The 19,999-nt window shown below is 67.3% G+C and carries 19 protein-coding genes; 14 read left to right on the top strand and 5 right to left on the bottom strand.

From position 1 onward, the window contains the following. Nucleotides 1-4 precede the first annotated feature (4 nt). Nucleotides 5-484, bottom strand: a complete 480-nt coding sequence (locus AB1281_RS20960; protein WP_005407625.1) for a tRNA (cytidine(34)-2'-O)-methyltransferase — start codon at nucleotides 482-484, stop codon at nucleotides 5-7. 69 nt (nucleotides 485-553) lie between these two features. Continuing rightward, nucleotides 554-1,030 carry a hypothetical protein gene (locus AB1281_RS20965; RefSeq protein ID WP_101764697.1) on the bottom strand — a complete coding sequence of 159 codons (477 nt, stop codon included), beginning with the start codon at nucleotides 1,028-1,030 and terminating at the stop codon, nucleotides 554-556. Between the two features lie 415 nt (nucleotides 1,031-1,445). Here AB1281_RS20965 and AB1281_RS20970 point away from each other — a divergent pair, with 415 nt between their 5' ends. From AB1281_RS20970 to AB1281_RS20985, 4 genes are all read left to right on the top strand, one after another. Next, nucleotides 1,446-4,295: a M16 family metallopeptidase gene (locus AB1281_RS20970; protein WP_430346889.1), complete on the top strand. Its 2,850-nt coding sequence runs from the start codon at nucleotides 1,446-1,448 to the stop codon at nucleotides 4,293-4,295. A 190-nt stretch (nucleotides 4,296-4,485) separates the two neighbouring features. After that, entirely contained in the window at nucleotides 4,486-4,803 is a 318-nt protein-coding gene (locus AB1281_RS20975; RefSeq protein ID WP_005407628.1) for a DUF4156 domain-containing protein, read from the top strand. A gap of 103 nt (nucleotides 4,804-4,906) precedes the next feature. Next, nucleotides 4,907-5,923: a 3-oxoacyl-ACP synthase III gene (locus AB1281_RS20980; RefSeq protein WP_014035559.1), complete on the top strand. Its 1,017-nt coding sequence runs from the start codon at nucleotides 4,907-4,909 to the stop codon at nucleotides 5,921-5,923. 117 nt (nucleotides 5,924-6,040) lie between these two features. Next, nucleotides 6,041-6,931, top strand: coding sequence for an alpha/beta fold hydrolase (locus tag AB1281_RS20985; RefSeq protein ID WP_430346890.1), 891 nt, complete (start codon nucleotides 6,041-6,043; stop codon nucleotides 6,929-6,931). Nucleotides 6,932-7,077: 146 nt separating this feature from the next. On the opposite strand, the gene AB1281_RS20990 is transcribed toward AB1281_RS20985, so the two are convergent. Continuing rightward, the gene (locus AB1281_RS20990; protein ID WP_014035561.1) at nucleotides 7,078-7,503 is read right to left on the bottom strand and encodes a YkgJ family cysteine cluster protein; all 426 of its coding nucleotides are present in this window, start codon (nucleotides 7,501-7,503) and stop codon (nucleotides 7,078-7,080) included. 104 nt (nucleotides 7,504-7,607) lie between these two features. Here AB1281_RS20990 and oleC point away from each other — a divergent pair, with 104 nt between their 5' ends. The 3 genes from oleC to AB1281_RS21005 all read left to right on the top strand — a co-directional run bounded on the left by oleC (nucleotide 7,608) and on the right by AB1281_RS21005 (nucleotide 10,493). After that, nucleotides 7,608-9,266 (top strand): olefin beta-lactone synthetase, encoded by a 1,659-nt coding sequence (gene oleC / locus AB1281_RS20995; protein WP_430346891.1) that lies wholly within the window; start codon nucleotides 7,608-7,610, stop codon nucleotides 9,264-9,266. Further along, nucleotides 9,263-10,255, top strand: coding sequence for a 2-alkyl-3-oxoalkanoate reductase (gene oleD, locus AB1281_RS21000; protein WP_430346892.1), 993 nt, complete (start codon nucleotides 9,263-9,265; stop codon nucleotides 10,253-10,255). Before oleC ends, oleD begins: the two co-directional genes overlap by 4 nt. Before the next feature lie 82 nt (nucleotides 10,256-10,337). Next, entirely contained in the window at nucleotides 10,338-10,493 is a 156-nt protein-coding gene (locus AB1281_RS21005) for a DUF1328 domain-containing protein (RefSeq protein ID WP_004153593.1), read from the top strand. 196 nt (nucleotides 10,494-10,689) lie between these two features. On the opposite strand, the gene ddlA is transcribed toward AB1281_RS21005, so the two are convergent. Next, nucleotides 10,690-11,784: a D-alanine--D-alanine ligase gene (ddlA, locus tag AB1281_RS21010; RefSeq protein WP_430346893.1), complete on the bottom strand. Its 1,095-nt coding sequence runs from the start codon at nucleotides 11,782-11,784 to the stop codon at nucleotides 10,690-10,692. 441 nt (nucleotides 11,785-12,225) lie between these two features. Here ddlA and AB1281_RS21015 point away from each other — a divergent pair, with 441 nt between their 5' ends. From AB1281_RS21015 to AB1281_RS21030, 4 genes are all read left to right on the top strand, one after another. Then, entirely contained in the window at nucleotides 12,226-12,861 is a 636-nt protein-coding gene (locus tag AB1281_RS21015) for a ubiquinone biosynthesis accessory factor UbiJ (protein WP_014035565.1), read from the top strand. Further along, nucleotides 12,858-14,513 (top strand): ubiquinone biosynthesis regulatory protein kinase UbiB, encoded by a 1,656-nt coding sequence (ubiB, locus tag AB1281_RS21020; protein WP_430346894.1) that lies wholly within the window; start codon nucleotides 12,858-12,860, stop codon nucleotides 14,511-14,513. The genes AB1281_RS21015 and ubiB overlap by 4 nt, the downstream gene beginning before the upstream one ends. A gap of 5 nt (nucleotides 14,514-14,518) precedes the next feature. Further along, nucleotides 14,519-15,097 carry an O-methyltransferase gene (locus tag AB1281_RS21025; RefSeq protein ID WP_430346895.1) on the top strand — a complete coding sequence of 193 codons (579 nt, stop codon included), beginning with the start codon at nucleotides 14,519-14,521 and terminating at the stop codon, nucleotides 15,095-15,097. An 86-nt stretch (nucleotides 15,098-15,183) separates the two neighbouring features. Continuing rightward, nucleotides 15,184-15,927, top strand: a complete 744-nt coding sequence (locus AB1281_RS21030; RefSeq protein ID WP_430346896.1) for a pseudouridine synthase — start codon at nucleotides 15,184-15,186, stop codon at nucleotides 15,925-15,927. Nucleotides 15,928-16,002: 75 nt separating this feature from the next. Here AB1281_RS21030 and AB1281_RS21035 read toward each other — a convergent pair whose 3' ends face one another. Further along, a complete protein-coding gene (locus tag AB1281_RS21035) occupies nucleotides 16,003-16,551 on the bottom strand; it encodes a DUF2059 domain-containing protein (protein WP_170871738.1) in 549 nt (182 codons plus the stop codon). A 113-nt stretch (nucleotides 16,552-16,664) separates the two neighbouring features. Here AB1281_RS21035 and arfB point away from each other — a divergent pair, with 113 nt between their 5' ends. The 3 genes from arfB to dcp all read left to right on the top strand — a co-directional run bounded on the left by arfB (nucleotide 16,665) and on the right by dcp (nucleotide 19,971). Beyond that, the gene (gene arfB / locus AB1281_RS21040; RefSeq protein WP_005420755.1) at nucleotides 16,665-17,096 is read left to right on the top strand and encodes an alternative ribosome rescue aminoacyl-tRNA hydrolase ArfB; all 432 of its coding nucleotides are present in this window, start codon (nucleotides 16,665-16,667) and stop codon (nucleotides 17,094-17,096) included. Nucleotides 17,097-17,100: 4 nt separating this feature from the next. Continuing rightward, nucleotides 17,101-17,703 carry a lysophospholipid acyltransferase family protein gene (locus tag AB1281_RS21045; RefSeq protein ID WP_014035575.1) on the top strand — a complete coding sequence of 201 codons (603 nt, stop codon included), beginning with the start codon at nucleotides 17,101-17,103 and terminating at the stop codon, nucleotides 17,701-17,703. Nucleotides 17,704-17,814: 111 nt separating this feature from the next. Then, nucleotides 17,815-19,971: a peptidyl-dipeptidase Dcp gene (dcp, locus tag AB1281_RS21050; RefSeq protein ID WP_430346897.1), complete on the top strand. Its 2,157-nt coding sequence runs from the start codon at nucleotides 17,815-17,817 to the stop codon at nucleotides 19,969-19,971. The last annotated feature ends 28 nt before the right edge of the window (nucleotides 19,972-19,999 follow it).

Here is a 19,999-nt window from a genome sequence, read left to right on the forward strand (position 1 = left end):
CGGTTCACGCGCCGCCGGCAAACCCGTGCTGCCGCCACGCTTCGTACATCACCACGGCGACGGTGTTGGAAAGATTGAGGCTGCGGTTGTCCGGCCGCATCGGCAGGCGCAGGCGGCGGCCATCGGGCAAGGCATCGAGCACGTCCTGTGGCAGGCCGCGGCTTTCCGGGCCGAACAGGAAGGCATCGCCATCTTCAAAGGCCACGCTGTCGTAGCGCACGCTGGCCCGGGTGCTGAGTGCGAACAAGCGCTTTGGTGCGATCCGCGCCAGCGCGGTGTCCAGGTCGGGGTGGACCTGCAGGCGCGAGTACTCGTGGTAGTCCAGGCCGGCGCGCTTGAGCTGCTTGTCTTCCAGTGCGAAGCCGAGTGGCTCGACCAGGTGCAGCTGCGCGCCGGTGTTGGCGCAGAGCCGGATCACATTGCCCGTGTTGGGCGGGATTTCCGGTTGGAACAGGATCACGTGGAACTGGGGCGCGGCATTCATCGGCGCAGTGTACCTGCGACAACCGCCGCCTTTACGGCGCACGCCCTGCACGGGGCAGGGCGGCACCGGTTACGGGCGCAGCAGGACCTGGGCGGTTTCGGTGGCCAGGGCCTGCAGGTCGGCGGCGCTCGGGCGCACCTGCAGGGCCGGCAGGTTGATGATGACCGAGTTGGCGACGTTGGTGGCAGCGGCAGCCAGGGTGGCGGCGTAGCGCTGGGCTTCCAGCTCGGCGGCCAGAGCGACGCGCTGTTCCAGGCTCGGGCGCACCTCCACCGAGGCCAGGGTGGTGATCGGCATCGCGGCGGCGACCGGGGCGGCGACGTAGCCGTTGCGCTCGGCCAGCTGGTCGGCGCTCGGACGCACTTCCACGGTGGCCAGGGTCGGGATGCCGCTGGCCTGTTCCCAGGCCTGCTGGGCCAGCTGGTCGGCGGCCGGGCGGACCTGCACGGTGGACAGGGTCTTGATGGATTCGGAGGCCTGCACCGACGAAACAACCGCGGTGCCGGCGATCAGGGCGATGGCGATGGCAATGGTCTTGGCGTTCATGACGGGGCCTGTTTAGTGTTGGTGATCAGTGGTGTGGTAGTAAGGTAGTACACCGATTCTGGGCTTGCAAGGAAAATTTTCGGTTTCCTGCATTTGTTCAGTCTTCAGTCAGCTTTCGTCTGAAGCCCTTCCTGGCGCAGGGAGTACCAAGCAATCCTCGTGCCAACTTTTAGTTATTGATTTATAAGGGTTTTATGTTCATCGAAAAGTGTCCGGTGGGCGGACACCTGTCCATTCGATGTGCCGCGGACACTGTCCGGACGTCTTCAGCCGGCGCATGTGACGGATCAGGACCGCCCACGGAGCTGGGCCGGATGGTCATCCCGGCAAACACCCCCAGTGACTGGTGACCGATTCCTGCCGTTGCGCGCGCAGGCTAGGATCGGGGTTCACCTATGTGACCAAGGATCCGGATATGTCTCTCGCCCTTCGCCCGCGCGCTGCACTGCTGGCCGTCGCCCTCAGCACCGCCCTGGGCACGCTTGCGCCCACCTCCGCGCTTGCCGCCAAGCCGGCGGCTCCGGCCAAGGTCGATATCCCGTACGAGCAGTTCACCCTGCCCAATGGCCTGCGCGTGATCGTGCATACCGATCGGAAGGCGCCGATCGTCGCGGTCAACGTCTGGTACCACGTGGGCAGCAAGGATGAGCCGGCTGGCCGCACCGGCTTCGCGCACCTGTTCGAGCACTTGATGTTCCAGAGCAGCGAAAACCACGACGGCGAGTACTTCGAGCCGTTCAAGCAGGTCGGTGCCACCGGCCAGAACGGCACCACCAACACCGACCGCACCAACTACTTCGAGAACGTGCCGACCACCGCGCTGGACATGGCGCTGTGGATGGAGTCGGACCGCATGGGCCATCTGGTCGGTGCGATCGACCAGGCTGCGCTGGACGAGCAGCGCGGCGTGGTGCAGAACGAGAAGCGCCAGGGCGAGAACCAGCCCTACGGCCAGGCCTGGGACCAGATCAACAAGGCGCTGTATCCGGTTGGCCACCCGTACCACCACGGCGTGATCGGCTCGATGAACGATCTCAACGCGGCCTCGCTGGACGACGTGAAGACCTGGTTCCGTACCTGGTATGGCCCGAACAACGCGGTGCTGGTGCTGGCCGGTGACATCGATCTGGCCACCGCCAAGGAGAAGGTCGCCAGGTACTTCGGCAGCATCCCCGCTGGCCCGACCATGGCGCAGCCGGCGGTGAACGTGGCCAAGCGCAGTGCCGATACCCGCGAGACGATGACCGACAAGGTGCCGCAGGCGCGCATCTACCGCGCCTGGAACGTGCCGCAGGTCGGCACCGCCGACGTCGACCAGTTGCAGCTGTTCTCCGAAGTGCTGGGCGGCGCCAAGTCCTCGCGCCTGAGCCAGCGCCTGCAGCACCAGGACAAGCTGGTGGACAGCATCGGCTCGGGCCTGTCGACGTCGCAGCTGGGCTCCAACTTCGTGATCGTGGCGACCGTGAAGCAGGGCCAGGACCCGGCCAAGGTCGAGAAGATCATCGACGAGGAACTGGACCGCCTGATCAAGCAGGGCCCGACCGCAGCCGAGCTGGAGCGCGCCAAGACCGGCGCCCGTGCCGGCTTCATCCGTGGCATCGAGCGCATCGGTGGCTTCGGCGGCAAGGCCGATGCGCTGGCCGAGTGCGCGGTGTTCACTGGCGACCCGGGCTGCTTCCGCACCTCGCTGGCCAACATCGAGAAGGCCAGTGCCGCCGATCTGAGCCGCCTGGGCGCACAGTGGCTGGACAAGGGCAGCCACACCCTGGTGATCGCACCGGGTGAGCGCGTGGCGCTGAAGGAAGACCCGAGCCAGACGCCGAAGCCGTTCACTGTGCCGGCGGTGGACCCGAAGTACAGCACCCTGCCGGAGCAGGTGGACCGCAAGGCCGGCGTGCCGCAGACCCGCGAGTTCCCGCAGCTGAAGTTCCCGGCGCTGCAGCGCGCCACGCTGAAGAACGGCACCCAGGTGATCCTGGCCGAACGCCATGAGATTCCGGTGGTGCAGTTCAGCTACCAGTTCCCGGGTGGCTTCAGCGCCGACCAGGGCCGCAAGCCGGGCACCGCCAACTTCACCATGAGCCTGATGACCGAAGGCGCCGGCAAGCTCGGTTCGCTGGCCTTCGCCGATGCCGCCGACGCACTGGGCGCCAGCCTGGATGCCTCGGCCGGCCTGGATTCGATGAGCGTGGACCTGTCGGCACTGAAGGAGAACCTGGCGCCGTCGCTGGCGCTGTACCGCGACCTGCTGCGCGAACCGCGTTTCGAGCAGGGCGAGATCGACCGGGTCAAGGCGACCTGGATCGCCGGCATCCAGCAGGAGAAGGTGAACCCGGGTGCGGTGGCGATGCGCGTGCTGCCGCCGCTGCTGTACGGCAAGGGCCATCCGTACGCCATTCCGTTCACCGGCAGCGGCGACGAGGCGGCGATCAATGGCCTGACCCGCGAGGACCTGGTCGACTTCCACCACGACTGGCTGCGCCCGCAGAACGGCACCCTGATCGTGGTCGGTGACACCACCCTGGCCGAGATCGTGCCGCTGCTGGACAAGCAGCTGGGCGACTGGAAGGCGACCGGCGAGGCGCCGCAGGTGAAGGCGGCCACCGACGTGGCGTTGCCGAAGGGCCCGCGCGTGTTCCTGATCGACCAGCCGGGTGCGGTGCAGGCCAACCTGTTCGCCGGCCAGGTGGTGCCGCCGTCCAGCGCCGCCAGTTCGACCCGCTTCGATATCGCCAACGGCGTGATCGGTGGTGACTTCACCTCGCGCCTGAACATGAACCTGCGCGAGGACAAGCACTGGTCGTACGGCGCGCGCAGCAGTGCGACCAACTCGGTGGGCCAGCGCCCGTGGATGGCCAGCGCGCCGGTGCAGATCGACAAGACTGGCCCGGCACTGGCGGAAATGCGCAAGGAAATCGCCGCGTTCGCGGATGGCAGCAAGCCGGCCACCGCTGCCGAGGTCAACCGCATCCGCAACATCCAGACCCTGAGCCTGCCCGGTGCCTACGAGACCGCCAGTGCGGTGGCCGCGACCATCGGTTCGATCGTGCAGTTCAAGCGCCCGGACGACTATGTGCTGCGTCGCAAGGCCGAGATCGAGGCGATGACCCCGGCGCAGGTGCAGCAGGCCGCCGCCGAGATCAAGCCGCAGGCGCTGACCTGGGTGGTGGTGGGTGACCTCAAGCAGACCGAAGCGGCCGTGCGCGCGCTGAACCTGGGCGAGGTGACGGTGATCGACGCCGAGGGCAACCCGGTGAAGAAATAAGGCACCGCGCCAGGTAGTGCCGGCCGCTGGCCGGCAACCCTGAAGGGGTCGGATCCCTCCCCTGGGAGGGCTCCGACCCCCACCGTGCATTCGGGGTCAGAGCCCCCTGCGGGGGATCGGACCCCTACCCGGCTACCCCCGATTCAGGCTGTTCAGGCAGAATCCCCCCATACCCTTCCAGGATCTGCCCATGCGCGTTCTGCTGCTTTCCTCCCTGCTGCTCACCGTCACCGCCTGTACCTGGGTGCCGATCGAACCGGCCGGCAAGGCGACCCGCGTACTGCCGGCAGGTCCGGTTCCGGCCGGCTGCATCGCCAAGGGCGAGGTGGTGGTCACCGTGAAGAGCAAGGTCGGCTTCTACAACCGCAACCCGCTGCGCGTGCAGGAAGAGCTGGAAACCCTGGCCCGCAACGAGGCCCCGAGCGCCGGCGCCAACGCCGTACAGGCCGCCGCCGCGCCCGCCGATGGCAGCCAGCGCTTCGCCGCTTTCCAGTGCCCGCCGCGCTGAACGCTTCACCATACGGCCAAGCCTGAATTCGTAAAGATGCGGTGAAGGCCCCGGGGGTTATAGAATAGCGCCCCCTTTTGCCTGAGCCTTGGCGCTAACCTCGATGCTCTTCAAGAATGTCTCGATCGCCGGCCTGGCACACGTTGATGCGCCGCATACGCTGACGACCAAGGAAATCAACGAGCGGCTGCAGCCGACGTTGGATCGCCTCGGTATCCGCACCGACGTGCTCGGCGATATCGCCGGCATCCATGCCCGCCGCCTGTGGGACAACGGCGTGCTGGCGTCCGATGCCGCCACCATGGCCGGCCGCAAGGCGCTGGAAGACGCAGGCATCGATGCGACGCAGGTCGGCCTGCTGGTCAACACCTCGGTCAGCCGCGACTACCTGGAGCCGTCCACGGCCTCGATCGTGTCGGGCAACCTCGGCGTCAGCGACGAGTGCATGACCTTCGATGTCGCCAATGCCTGCCTGGCCTTCATCAACGGCATGGATATCGCGGCGCGCATGATCGAGCGCGGCGACATCGACTACGCGCTGGTGGTGGATGGCGAGACCGCCAACCTGGTGTACGAGAAGACCCTGGAGCGCATGACCGCCCCGGACGTCACCGCCGACGACTTCCGCAACGAGCTGGCCGCCCTGACCACGGGTTCGGGCGCCGCCGCGATGGTGATGGCGCGCTCGGAACTGGTGCCGGATGCGCCGCGCTACAAGGGTGGCGTGACCCGCTCGGCCACCGAGTGGAACCAGCTGTGCCTGGGCAACCTGGACCGCATGGTCACCGATACCCGCCTGCTGCTGATCGAAGGCATCAAGCTGGCCCAGAAGACCTTCACCGCCGCCAAGATCGCCTTGGGCTGGGCCGTGGAAGAGCTGGACCAGTTCGTGATCCACCAGGTCAGCCAGCCGCACACCGCTGCGTTCATCAAGAACTTCGGCATCGACCCGAAGAAGGTCATGACCATCTTCGGCGAGCACGGCAACATCGGCCCGGCCTCGGTGCCGATCGTGCTGAGCAAGCTCAAGCAGCTGGGCAAGCTGAAGAAGGGCGATCGCATCGCGCTGCTCGGCATCGGCTCGGGCCTGAACTGCTCGATGGCTGAAGTGGTCTGGTAAAAAAGTCACCGCTGACCTGCTGCGCGATTGCCTGGCCAATCGCTCGCGACGGACAGCGATGATTTTTCCAAGTGTCCAAGGGCCGGTTCTACCGGCCCTTTCTACAGGTGCGATCCGATGTCCCAGCTTCCCGGTTACCCCGCCCACCCGCAGCGCTTCGAAGTGCGCCCCGGCCTGTCGATGAACTATCTCGACGAAGGCCCGCGCGATGGCGAAGTGGTGGTGATGGTGCACGGCAATCCGTCGTGGAGCTATTACTGGCGCACGCTGGTGGCCGGCCTGTCGGACAAGTACCGCTGCATCGTGCCGGACCACATCGGCATGGGCCTGTCGGACAAGCCGGACGATAGCCGCTACGAGTACACCCTGCAGTCGCGCGTGGACGATCTCGACGCGCTGCTGAAGCACCTGGGCATCACCGGTCCGGTGACCCTGGCCGTGCACGACTGGGGCGGCATGATCGGCTTCGGCTGGGCGCTGTCGCACCACGACCAGGTGAAGCGCCTGGTGGTGCTCAACACCGCCGCGTTCCCGATGCCGGCGGCGAAGAAGATGCCGTGGCAGATCGCGCTGGGCCGCCACTGGAAGATCGGCGAGTGGATCATCCGCACCTTCAACGCGTTCTCGTCCGGCGCCTCGTGGCTGGGCGTGGAGCGGAAGATGCCGGCCGACGTGCGCCGCGCCTACGTGTCGCCGTACAACAGCTACGCCAACCGCATCAGCACCATCCGTTTCATGCAGGACATCCCGCTGTCGCCGGCCGACAAGGCCTGGTCGCTGCTGGAGCGTGCCGGCAAGGCGCTGCCGACGTTCGCCGACCGCCCGGCCTTCCTCGGCTGGGGCCTGCGCGACTTCGTGTTCGACCACCACTTCCTGAAGGGCTTCCAGGCTGCGCTGCCGCAGGCCCAGGTGCATGCCTTCGAGGACGCCGGGCACTACGTGCTGGAAGACAAGCAGGACGTGCTGGTGCCGGAGATCCGCGCGTTCCTGGACAAGAACCCGATCTGATCGATGTGCAGGGTCGGATCCCTCTCGCAGAGAGGGCTCTGACCCCATCTGCGTCGGAACCCTTCGGTAGCGCCGGGCCATGCCCGGCGTTGTCGTACATGGGGTCAGAGCCGTTTCCGTGCCGGAAACGGATCCGACCCCGACCGTCACGCGGCGACCGGCGCCTGCGGCGACGGGCTGTTGCCGTTGTCGTCCGGATGATCGTCGTCATTGTCGGCGTCATCGCGCCAGCGCCAGTCGGCCAGTGTCAGCGGATCCAGGCCATAGGCGATGCGCGCCTTGTCGCACTGCGGGCTGGCCTTGCCGTACTCCCACGACGCATCCACCTCACGGCACACGCTGGGCCGGTTGGGGTGGATGGTGCAGCGTGAGTACACGCCGATCTGCGCGTCCAGCGCCACGCAGCGCACCGGCTTGGAATGGGTGCCGCGCATGCACAGGCGGTGCGGGTCCAGCACCTCGGTCAGCTGGTGCGGCACGCCGCCGGGGGTGACCTCGTCTGATTCCATCCAATGGAAGGCCACGCGGTATTGGGTGCAGCAGGCGCCGCAGGTCATGCAGGGATGTTGCATGGGCAAGCCGCCCCGGGCGGCAGTCGGAATCAGGAACGAGGGTGCGGATTTTCCACGAAGTGGGCCGCCGCGCAAGAAATTCCGTAAGCGGCGACAATGAACGGATGAACCGACCCTGCAACATTGCCGCGCGCCTGCCTGAACTGGCGCGTGAACGCCCTGACCAGATCGCCATCCGCTGCCCGGGCCGCCGGGGCGCTGGCAACGGCATGGCCGCCTACGACGTCACCCTGGACTACCGCCAGCTGGACGCCCGCAGTGATGCCATGGCCGCCGGCCTGGCCGGCTATGGGATCGGTCGCGGGGTGCGCACGGTGGTGATGGTGCGGCCGTCGCCGGAGTTCTTCCTGCTGATGTTCGCCCTGTTCAAGCTGGGCGCGGTGCCGGTGCTGGTCGATCCGGGCATCGACAAGCGCGCGCTGAAACAGTGCCTGGACGAGGCGCAACCGCAGGCCTTCATCGGCATTCCGCTGGCGCACGTGGCACGGCTGGTGTTGCGCTGGGCGCCGTCGGCGACCCGCCTGGTCACCGTTGGCCGCCGCCTCGGCTGGGGCGGTACCAGCCTGGCCGCGCTGGAGCGCGCCGGCGCCAAGGGGGGGCCGATGCTGGCCGACACCGATGGCGAGGACATGGCCGCGATCCTGTTCACCAGTGGCTCCACCGGCGTGCCCAAGGGCGTGGTCTACCGCCACCGCCACTTCGTCGGCCAGATCCAGCTGCTGGGCAGCGCGTTCGGCATGGAAGCGGGCGGCGTGGACCTGCCGACCTTCCCGCCGTTTGCCTTGTTCGACCCGGCGCTGGGCCTGACCTCGGTGATCCCGGACATGGACCCGACGCGGCCGGCGCAGGCCGACCCGGCACGCCTGCACGATGCCATCCAGCGCTTCGGCGTGACCCAGCTGTTCGGCTCGCCAGCATTGATGCGGGTGCTGGCCCGGCACGGCCGGCCATTGCCAACGGTGACCCGGGTGACCTCGGCCGGTGCGCCGGTGCCGCCGGACGTGGTCGCCACCATCCGCAGCCTGCTGCCCGCCGATGCGCAGTTCTGGACCCCGTACGGCGCCACCGAGTGCCTGCCGGTGGCGGTGGTGGAGGGGCGCGAGCTGGAGCGTACCCGCGCGGCCACCGAGGCCGGCGCCGGCACCTGCGTGGGCAACGTGGTGGAACCGAACGAGGTACGCATCATCGCCATCGATGACGCACCGTTGGCCGACTGGTCGCAGGCACGTGTGCTGGCCACCGGCGAGGTGGGCGAGATCACCGTGGCCGGGCCGACCGCCACCGACAGTTACTTCAACCGCCCGCAGGCCACCGCCGCCGCGAAGATCCGCGAGACGCTGGCCGATGGCAGCACCCGCATCGTCCACCGCATGGGTGACGTGGGTTACTTCGATGCGCAGGGCCGCCTGTGGTTCTGCGGCCGCAAGACCCATCGCGTGGAAACCGCACAGGGGCCTCTGTACACCGAACAGGTCGAGCCGGTGTTCAACACCGTGCCCGGCGTAGCGCGCACGGCACTGGTTGGCGTTGGCCCGGCGGGTGCGCAGGTGCCGGTGCTGTGCGTCGAACTGCAGCGTGGCCAGAGCGACAACCCGGCATTGCGCGAGGCGCTGCGCGCCCAGGCCACCCTGCGATTGCCCGAGGCGAACCTGCAGCACGTACTGATGCATCCCGCGTTCCCCGTCGATATCCGTCACAACGCCAAGATCGGCCGCGAGAAGCTCGCCGTCTGGGCCAGCGCCGAACTGGAGAAGCGCGCATGAAGATCCTGGTCACCGGTGGTGGTGGTTTCCTTGGCCAGGCGCTGTGCCGCGGGCTGGTCGAACGTGGCCACCAGGTGCTGGCGTTCAACCGCAGCCACTACCCGGAACTGCAGGCCATGGGCGTGGGCCAGATCCGCGGCGATCTGGCCGATGCGCAAGCTGTGCTGCATGCGGTGGCCGGCGTCGATGCGGTATTCCACAACGGCGCCAAGGCCGGTGCCTGGGGCAGCTATGACAGCTACCACCAGGCCAATGTGGTCGGCACCGACAACGTCATCGCCGCCTGCCGCGTGCACGGCATCAACCGGCTGGTCTACACCTCAACGCCCAGCGTGACCCATCGTGCCACGCACCCGGTGGAAGGCCTGGGTGCTGACGAGGTGCCGTACGGCGAGGACTTCCAGGCACCGTATGCGGCGACCAAGGCGATTGCCGAACAGCGCGTGCTGGCCGCCAACGATGCGTCGCTGGCGACGGTGGCACTGCGCCCGCGCCTGATCTGGGGCCCGGGTGACCAGCAGCTGGTGCCACGCCTGGCCGAGCGTGCACGGCAGGGCCGCCTGCGGCTGGTCGGCGATGGCAACAACAAGGTGGATACCACTTACATCGACAACGCCGCGCTCGCGCATTTCCTCGCCTTCGAAGCATTGGCACCGGGGGCTGCGTGTGCGGGCAAGGCCTATTTCATCTCCAACGGCGAGCCGCTGCCGATGCGCGAGCTGGTCAACAAGCTGCTGGCCGCGGTTGGCGCGCCGACGGTGGACAAGGCGATCAGCTTCAAGACCGCCTATCGCATCGGCGCGGTCTGCGAACGGCTGTGGCCGCTGCTGCGCCTGCGCGGCGAGCCGCCGCTGACCCGCTTCCTGGCCGAGCAGCTGTGCACGCCGCACTGGTACAGCATGGAGCCGGCCCGCCGCGATTTCGGCTACGTGCCGCAGGTCAGCATCGAAGAAGGGCTGCGCAGGCTGAAGGCTTCATCTGCCGCATAGGTCGCCATCACTGGTTGCACACCGCCAGATCGGGAGGATGGACCCACGCCATCCAACGGCCCGGACATCTGCGAGGAGCACCATGCTGCATTACGCCGTTATTTTCTTCGTCATCGCCATCATCGCTGCCGTGCTCGGCTTCTCCGGCATCGCCGGTGCCGCCAGCAACATCGCCTGGATCCTGTTCGTTGTGTTCCTGGTACTGGCAGTGATTTCGATGTTCCGCAAGCGCGGCTAGAAGACCGCTGGGTAGTGCCGGCCGCTGGCCGGCACTGCTCTTTCCGGTGGGTGCCGACCGTTGGTCGGCACGCCCCTTTGTACACGCCCCTTTGTAGAGTCGAGCCATGCTCGACTGCCTTTCATGAGTCGAGCATGGCTCGACTCTACAGACGGTCATCGAGCATGGCTCGACTCTACAGAGACAGCGAGCGCCGCTACACGGCGCTGTGCAATCCGCGATCGGCTGCATGACGCTCCAGCGCCAGTTCGATCAGGCGGGTAATCAACGTCGTGTAGTCCACACCGCTGGCACCCCACAGCTTCGGGTACATGCTGATGCGGGTGAAGCCGGGCAGCGTGTTGACTTCGTTGATGATGATGTCGCCGCCCGCGGTGAGGAACACGTCCACGCGCGCCATGCCTGCACACTCCAGCGCCTGGTAGGCCTGCAGCGCGACCTGCTGGATGCGCGCCTGGGTTGCAGCATCGATATCCGCGGGTACCACCACCTCGGCGCCATCCTCGTTGATGTACTTGGTGTCGTAGGCGTAGAACTCGTCGTGCACCACCACTTCGCCGCACAGGCTGGCCTGTGGATGTTCGTTGCCCAGCACCGCGCACTCGATCTCGCGGCCGACCACCGCCGATTCCACCAGCACCTTGTGGTCATAGCGCAGTGCCAGTTCCAGTGCCTCGGCGAAACCCGCCGCATCCTTGACCTTGCTCACGCCCACCGACGAACCCTGGTTGGCCGGCTTCACGAACAGCGGCAGGCCGAGCTGCGCGATCACCGCCTCGACATCGACCGCCGCCGCCTGGTGGCGACGGATGCACAGCCACGGTGCAACCTTCAGTCCGGCGTCGCGCAGCAGGCGCTTGGTCACGTCCTTGTCCATCGCCACCGCCGAGCCCAGCACCGGCGAACCGACGAAGGGCAGGTTCGCCATGCGCAGCAGCCCCTGCAGCGCACCGTCCTCGCCCAGCGGTCCATGCACGATCGGCAGCACGACGTCGATCTGGCCGAGCGCACTGGCGGCGTCGGAGGGCTGCAGCTGCGCCTGCTCGGCACCCGGGCGTACTGCCAGCGACGTACCGGAACGATGCAGCGCGATGCGCGACGGATCGTCGGCATTGATCAGGAAGGTGTCCGGCTGGCTCAGATGCCACTGGCCCTGCTTGTCGATGCCGACCAGCACCGGCTCGAAGCGCTCGCGATCAAGCGCATCGAGGATGTTCTTCGCCGACTGCAGTGAAACCTCGTGCTCGGAGGACTTGCCCCCGAAGATGATGCCGACCCGGGTCCGTGCCATGGTGTTGCGATGTCCTGTGCGGTGCGTGGCCTCATAGCATGAACCTTCATCGGCCCTCCGCGTGAGGCACAGATGAACCAGAAATCCATCCACGCATGGCGTGGATCTACCGTCCTCCATGGCCCATCAATAGGGGGTCAGAGCCCGTTGCGCAGCAACGGGATCCGACCCCGGATAGTCCGACAGATCGCAGGAACCTGTCGAAGGCGGGGTGGGTCCGGTTGCGGGGGTGTCCGCGGCATGGATGCCGCGGCCAAGCCCCCAGGGACGGGTTTACGGCGTCCCCCGCAACCGGACCCACCCCGCCATCCCACGGAATGCACGCTGTTGCTTCGGCTGTTGCCGTTGCTGTTGCCGTTGCCGTTGCCGTTGCCGTTGCCTGTGCGGGTGCCGGGCGGCAGCCCGGCCCAAGCCCCCCACCCACGCAGGTAGAATGCGCACATGGCTCTTTCCCTGCTCAAGTCCCTCAAGCCGGTCGCTGGCCGCGCCCTGCAGATCGCCCTGAACCGCGCGCTGGCGCTGGATCCGGATACCCGCCATGCACTGGCCAGCCTCGATGGCCGGCACATCGACCTGACCCTGGAAGCGCCGTCGCTGGCGATGCGCATCAGTGTCGACGGTGACCAGCTGCGGGTCGGCCCGGTGGATGCGCAGGAAGCCGACCTGGCCGTGCGCAGCAGCCTGGCCGGGGTGCTGGCGCAGCTGCCGCTGCTGGCCAACGCTCGGCGCGGCGACAACAACGGCAAGGGCCGCGTACGTGTGGCCGGCGACGCCGAACTGGCGCGTCGCCTGCAGCAGCTGGCCAAGGGCTTCGACCCGGACTGGCAGCAGCCGTTCGTCAGCGTGTTCGGCGACGTGCTGGGCGTGCAGGTGGCCAATACCCTGCGCAGCGCCCTGCAGCACGCGCGCCAGGGCGCGATCGACCTGGCCCACAGCGCCGCCGAATTCATCACCGAGGAATCGCGCGACGTGGTGCCGCGTGCCGAACTGGATGCCTTCCACGATGACGTGGACGTGCTGCGCGACGACGTCGAGCGTCTCGGTGCGCGCGTGCAGCGCCTGCGGGGTGCCGCATGAAGGCCGTGCTGCGGGCAAGCCGCATCGGCCGGGTGATCCTGCGTTACCGCCTCGACGACCTGTTGCAGGGCACTCCTGCCGAGCGCTGGCTGCGCTTGGCCAAGCCGTTCGTGCCGCGCGCCTCGGCCGACATCGCCGCTCAGTCGCGCGGTGCGCGCCTGCGCCTGGCACTGCAGGATCTCGGTCCGATTTTCGTCAAGTTCGGCCAGATCCTGTCCACCCGCCGCGACCTGGTGCCGCCGGACGTGGCCAACGAACTGACCCTGCTGCAGGACCGGGTCAAGCCCTTCGATGGTGATACTGCGCGCCGCATCGTCGAAGAAGCACTCGGCCTGCCGGTCAGCGAGGCGTTCGCCAGTTTCGATACCGAACCGCTGGCTTCGGCCTCGATCGCGCAGGTACATGCGGCCACGCTGGCCGATGGCCGCCAGGTGGTGGTCAAGGTGCTGCGCCCCGGCATCGAGAAGCAGATCGACGCCGACATCGCGTTGCTCAACTCGCTGGCCGCCCTGGTCGAGCGCACCCACCCGCGTGCCGACAAGATCCGCCCGCGCGAAGTGGTGGCCGAAGTCGAGAACACCCTGGCCGCCGAGCTCGACCTGCAGCGCGAAGGCGCCAATGCCAGCGTGCTGCGCCGCTTCTGGGAGAACAGCGACGACCTGTACGTGCCGGAAGTGATCTGGAGCCACACCGCCGAGCGCGCGCTGACCCTGGAGCGCGTGTGGGGCATTCCGTCGGACGACATCGCCGCGCTGGACAAGGCCGGCATCGACCGCAAGGCGCTGGCCGCCAAGGGTGTGCGGGTGTTCTACACCCAGGTGTTCCGCGACAACTTCTTCCACGCCGATGCGCACGCCGGCAACATCTGGGTCGACACCGATCCGTCGCGCCGTGCCAATCCGCGTTTCATCGCGCTGGACTTCGGCATCATGGGCCAGCTCTCGCAGGAAGATCAGTACTACCTGGCCGAGAACTTCATGGCCATCTTCAACCGCGATTACCGCCGCATCGCCGAACTGCACGTGCAGGCGCGCTGGATGCCGGACAACGTGCGTATCGATGACCTCGAGGCCGCCGTGCGTTCGGTGTGCGAGCCGTACTTCACCCGTCCGCTGTCGCAGATCTCGCTGGCCGAAGTGTTGATGAAGCTGTTCCGCGTGGCGCAGCGCTACCAGCTGACCCTGCAGCCGCAGCTGATCCTGCTGCAGAAGACCCTGCTGAACATCGAAGGTGTCGGCCGCCAGCTGGATCCGCAGATCGACATCTGGGCGGTGGCCAAGCCGGTGCTGGCGAAGATCCTGCGCGAGCGCTACAGCCCGCGGCGGGTGGTGCGCGAGATCGGCAAGCGCCTGCCGGAGATCATGACCCACGCACCGGACATGCCGCGCCTGGTGCACGCCTGGCTGACCCAGCAGGTGGAAGGCCGCCATGAACTGGCGATGCGCTCGCGCGATCTGGTCGCACTCGATGCCAGCGTGCAGCGCCTGCAGAAGCACGCGGTGGGTGCGATCACTGGTGTCGGCCTGCTGGCCATCGCCGCACTGATGTATGTGCTGCAGCCGCCGGGTTGGTACTGGGGCGACGTGCCGGCGTGGAGCTGGCTGTCCGGTGCGGTCGGCGCAGTGGCGCTGCTGCGCGCGTGGTGGAAGTAGGCCCCATGCTGCAGGCACTCAAGGACGAACTGATCCGCTTCGGCGCCGACAACGACGCACGCGAAAGCGAGCGCGGCCGACGCATGCTCAACATCACGCCGGACACCGGTGAATTCCTGTCGGTGCTGGTGCGTTTCGGGCAGGCGCGGCGCGTGCTGGAGATCGGCACCTCCAATGGCTACTCCACGCTGTGGCTGGCCGAAGCGGCCGCCGCCATCGACGGCCACGTGACCACGCTGGAGTACGCCGAAGACAAGGTGGCGATGGCGCGTGCCACGTTCGCGCGCAGCGGGCTGGCTGCGCACATCACGCTGGTGCACGGCGATGCCGGGCAGTGGTTGGCGCAGGCTGCCGATGCCAGCATCGATCTGCTGTTCCTCGATTCGGACCGCGAACAATACGCCGGCTGGTGGCCGCAGCTGCGCCGCGTGCTGCGCCCGGGCGGCCTATTGGTGGTGGACAACGCCCTTTCGCATGCCGGGCAGATGGAGCCGTTGCGGATGCTGCTGGATGCCGATCCGGACTTCGGCACCAGCCTGGTGCCGGTGGGCAACGGCGAGCTTCTGGCCGTGCGCAACGCCTGACCGATGCACCTGCCTACCTGGGGTCAGATCCCGTTTCCACAGGAAAAGGGATCTGACCTCGATCAGGGCACCCGTATAATCCCGCGGTGAGCACCGAACCTGACACCCTCGCCGCGGTCGAGACCGAAACCGCGCCCCTGCAGCTGCTGCACCTGGATGAGCGCCTGGCCGTGGTCAACAAGCCCGCCGGGCTGATGGTCCACGACAGCAAGCTGGCCCGTGGCGAAGATGATTTCCTGGCCGACCGCCTGCGTGAGCAGCTGGGGCGGCCGATCTTCCTCGTGCATCGCCTGGACCGTGCCACCAGTGGCTGCCTGCTGCTGGCCTTCGACCGCGAGACCGCCAGTGCGCTGGGCAAGGCGCTGATGGGCGGTGAAGTGGCCAAGGACTACCTGACGGTCTGCCGTGGCTGGCCGGCCGAGCTGTCCTGGCGGGTGGACCATGATCTGGACGGTGGGCCGGGCAAGCCGGTGAAGAAGCCGGCAATCACCGATTTCCAGCGCCTCGCCACCGGCGAGCTGTCGGTGCCGGTCGGTGAATTCACCAGCTCACGCTACGCATTGCTGCGCTGCCAGCCGCAGACCGGGCGTTTCCGGCAGATCCGCCGGCACCTGAAGCATCTCTCGCACCACATGATCGGCGACACCAGCCACGGTGATGGCCGCCACAACCGCATCTTCCGCATGCAGGGCGTGCACCGCATGCTGCTGCACGCCGAGCGCCTGCGCTTTCCGCATCCGGACGGGGGCAGCGTGGATGTCAGTGCGCCGCTGGATCGCGAATTCCAGAAGGCGCTGGACCTGTTCGGCTGGCAGGTGGAACAGGCCTGACGGTCGTGCCGGCCGCTGGCCGGCAGCTGCGCGATTCCAGATGTACTGGGGAGCCGGCCAGCGGCCGGCACTACCTCATTTCTTTTCCGGCTCGTTGACGATCGCTTCCAGGTCTTTCTGCAGGTCCGCGAACAGCGGCTGCATGCGCGCCTGGATCGCCACCACCACGTTCTGCATCAGTGCCGGGGTCTTGTCCAGCAGGCTCTGGCCGGCCGGGCTCTCGTAGAACTCGGCCATCGCCAGCACGTCTTCCTTGCTGAAGGTCTTCTTGTACAGGTCCACGTACATCGGCCGCAGCTGCTGCCAGGACATCGCCTGGCGCAGGGTCTGGCTGGTCCGGGCCTGGATCCGCTTCAGCTGTTCCTGCTGCTGGGCATTGAGCTGGCGCTGCGCGGCCACCTGCTGGAACTGCTGCTGCTGCATGGCTTCGATCTGCGGCACCATGGTGTCGATCATGCTCTGCGCACGCGAGGCCGACAGCAGGCGGTTGATGTCGCCGTCGGTCGGCGGGGCGGCCAGGGCCGGAACGCTGGCCACGGCCAGCGCCAGCAGCAGGGCGGCGCGGCGCAGCAGGGACGGCAGGGCGGGTGCGAAGCGGGTCATGCGGGGCTTCCTGCGGTACATGGGACGGCCAGCATACCCGCAGCCAAGGCGAAGGCGGCGTGTTCGGTACCTGATCGGCGGCATACGGGGCGCGATGCCGCACTCCGCCGCGTGCCTGCCGCTACAATGCGCGGATGGGCAGTGGACCGGTCACCATCAGCGCGCAGCTTGAAATCCCCGACGGCGAGATCGTCGAGCGGTTCGTGCGTGCCAGTGGTGCCGGTGGCCAGAACGTCAACAAGGTCTCCACCGCGGTGGAACTGCGTTTCGACGTGGCCAACTCGCCCTCGTTGCCCGAACCGTTGCGCGCGCGCCTGCTGGCGCGGCGTGACCGGCGCATGACCGGCGAAGGCGTGCTGGTCATCGACGCGCAACGTTTCCGCACCCAGGATCGCAATCGCGAGGATGCGCGCGAGCGGCTGGCGGCCTTCATCCAGGCCGGGCTGAGCGTGCCCAAACCGCGCAAGGCCACCAAGCCGACCCTCGGGTCGAAACTGCGTCGTCTGGACGCCAAACGCGGGCGCGCGCAGATCAAGCGCGGGCGCTCATCACGTGACTGGGAGTGATTGCTTGAACAACCCGACTTCGTTGCTGCCGGCCGTGCCGCCGCAGATGCCGCAGGTCAAACCCAACGCCTTCCTGCGCTGGCTGGCGCGCTGCACCCTGCGCATGGGTGGCTGGAAGGTGACCGGCACCCTGCCTGACATCCCCCGGCTGGTCTTCATCATCGCTCCGCACTCGTCCAACTGGGACGGCCTGTGGGGCATGGCGGCCAAGATCGCGCTGGGCATGAAGGTGAAGGTGCTGGGCAAGGCCTCGCTGTTCTGGTGGCCGCTGGGCCCGCTGCTGCACAAGCTGGGCGTGATCCCGCTGGACCGCAGCTCGCCGCAGGGCACTGTCGGCCAGGCCGTGGACCTGCTGCGCAACAACGAGAAGATGTGGTTCGCCATCACGCCCGAGGGCACCCGCAAGGCCGTGAAGGACTGGAAGGCTGGCTTCCTGAAGATCGCCCGGATGGCCGACGTGCCGATCCTGGCCGCGTATTTCCACTACCCGGAAAAGACTATCGGCATCGGCCCGCTGTTCACGCCGACCGGCGACGACGTGGCCGACATGGCCGCCATCCGCGAGTTCTACCGGCCGTGGATCGGCAAGACCCGCGGCACGGTCTGAGCCGGCCGCAGGCCGCCGCATAGACGCCACGTCCGGCACATGCCGGGCGAGCGCGACAGGAGTAGGGTGGAGGGCTGGTATCCCGTACCGTCTGCCCAAGGAGCGTTTCACATGTCGCGTACCGTAGTCCTGGCCGCCGCCATCAGCCTGGCGCTGGCGGCCTGTTCCGGCAAGGAGTCCACCCCCGTGTCCGAAGCCCAGAAGACCCCGGCCCAGCAGCCGGCCGAAGCCTCCACCAATCCGCTGCTGAGTGCGAGCACGCTGCCGTTCCAGGCACCGCAGTTCGACAAGATCAAGGACAGCGACTACCTGCCGGCGTTCGAAGAAGGCATGCGCCAGCACCTGGCCGACGTGCGCAAGATCGCCGACAGCAGTGAGCCGGCCACCTTCGACAACACCATCGTGGCGATGGAGCGCAGCGGCGAGACGCTGAACCGCGTGTCGCGCATCTTCTTCGGCCTGGTCCAGGCCGATACCAACGATGCGCGCCAGAAGATCCAGGAAGAAGTGGCGCCGAAGCTGGCCGCGCACCAGGACGAGATCAACCTCGATCCGAAGCTGTTCGCGCGCGTCAAGTCGCTGTACGACCAGCGTGACACGCTGGAGCTGGACCCGGTGCAGAAGCGCCTGATCGAGCACTACTACGACGGCCTGGTGCGCGCCGGTGCGCAGCTGTCCGACGCCGACAAGGCGACCCTGCGCAAGCTCAACGTGGAAGAGACCACCCTCTCCACCCAGTTCCACACCCGCCTGGTGGCCGCCACCGCCGCTGCTGCCGTCGTCGTCGACGACAAGGCCAAGCTGGCCGGCCTGGACGAGGATGCGATCAACAACGCTGCGGCGGCTGCCAAGGAGCGCAAGCTGGATGGCAAGTTCCTGCTGCCGCTGCAGAACACCACCCAGCAGCCGGTACTCGGCTCGCTGAGCGACCGCGACCAGCGCGCCGCCGTGCTGAAGGCCTCGGAAACCCGCGCCGAGCGCGGCGATGCAAATGACACCCGGCAGACCGTGCAGCGCCTGGCCCAGCTGCGTGCGCAGAAGGCCAAGCTGCTCGGCTTTGACACCTTCGCCGACTACCAGCTGGGCGACCAGATGGCCAAGACCCCGGCCGCCGCGCTCAAGCTGCTGACCGACACCGTGCCGGCCGCCACCGCCAAGGCGCGTGCCGAAGCCGGCGAGATCCAGAAGGTGATCGACGCGCAGAAGGGTGGGTTCCAGGTCGCCGCTTCGGACTGGGACTTCTACGCCGAGCAGGTGCGCAAGGCCAAGTACGATCTGGACGAGTCGCAGATCAAGCCGTACTTCGAACTGGACAACGTGCTGCAGAACGGCGTCTTCTACGCCGCCACCCAGCTGTACGGCATCACCTTCAAGCCGCGTACCGACATTCCGACCTACAACCCGGACATGAAGGTGTACGAGGTGTTCGACAAGGACGGCACCTCGCTGGCCCTGTTCTACACCGACTACTTCAAGCGTGACAGCAAGTCCGGCGGCGCCTGGATGGACGTGTTCGTCGAACAGGATGGCCTGACCGGTGCCAAGCCGGTGGTCTACAACGTCTGCAACTTCACCAAGCCGGCCGCCGGGCAGCCTGCGCTGATCAGCTTCGACGACGTCACCACCATGTTCCATGAGTTCGGCCATGCGCTGCACGGCATGTTCTCGAACGTGAAGTACCCGTCGATCGCCGGCACCGCCACCTCGCGCGACTTCGTCGAGTTCCCGTCGCAGTTCAACGAGCACTGGGCGCTGGACCCGAAGGTGTTCGCCAACTACGCCAAGCACTACAAGACCGGCGAGGCGATGCCGCAGGAGCTGGTCGACAAGATCCTCAAGGCGCGCAGCTTCAACCAGGGCTACGCGACCACCGAGTACCTGTCGGCCGCCCTGCTGGACCTGGCCTGGCACACGCAGAAGGCCGATGCGCCGCTGCAGGATGTCGGCGCCTTTGAAGCCAGCGCGCTGAAGAAGTTCAAGGTCGACCTGCCGCAGGTGCCGCCGCGCTACCGCACCACCTACTTCGACCACATCTGGGGTGGCGGTTACTCGGCCGGCTACTACGCCTACTTCTGGGCCGAAGTGCTGGACCATGACGCCTACCAGTGGTTCACCGAACACGGTGGCCTGACCGCAGCCAACGGCCAGGAATTCCGCGACAAGATCCTCTCTCGCGGCAACAGCGTGGAGCTGTCGACCCTGTACCGCGATTTCCGCGGCAAGGATCCGTCGGTGGAACCGCTGCTGAAGTTCCGCGGGCTGAAATAAGAAAGCGAAAACGGCGGGGGCAACCCCG

The sequence above is a fragment of the Stenotrophomonas sp. NRRL B-14846 genome (assembly GCF_050473585.1).
In the GTDB taxonomy this organism is placed as follows: Bacteria; Pseudomonadota; Gammaproteobacteria; order Xanthomonadales; family Xanthomonadaceae; genus Stenotrophomonas.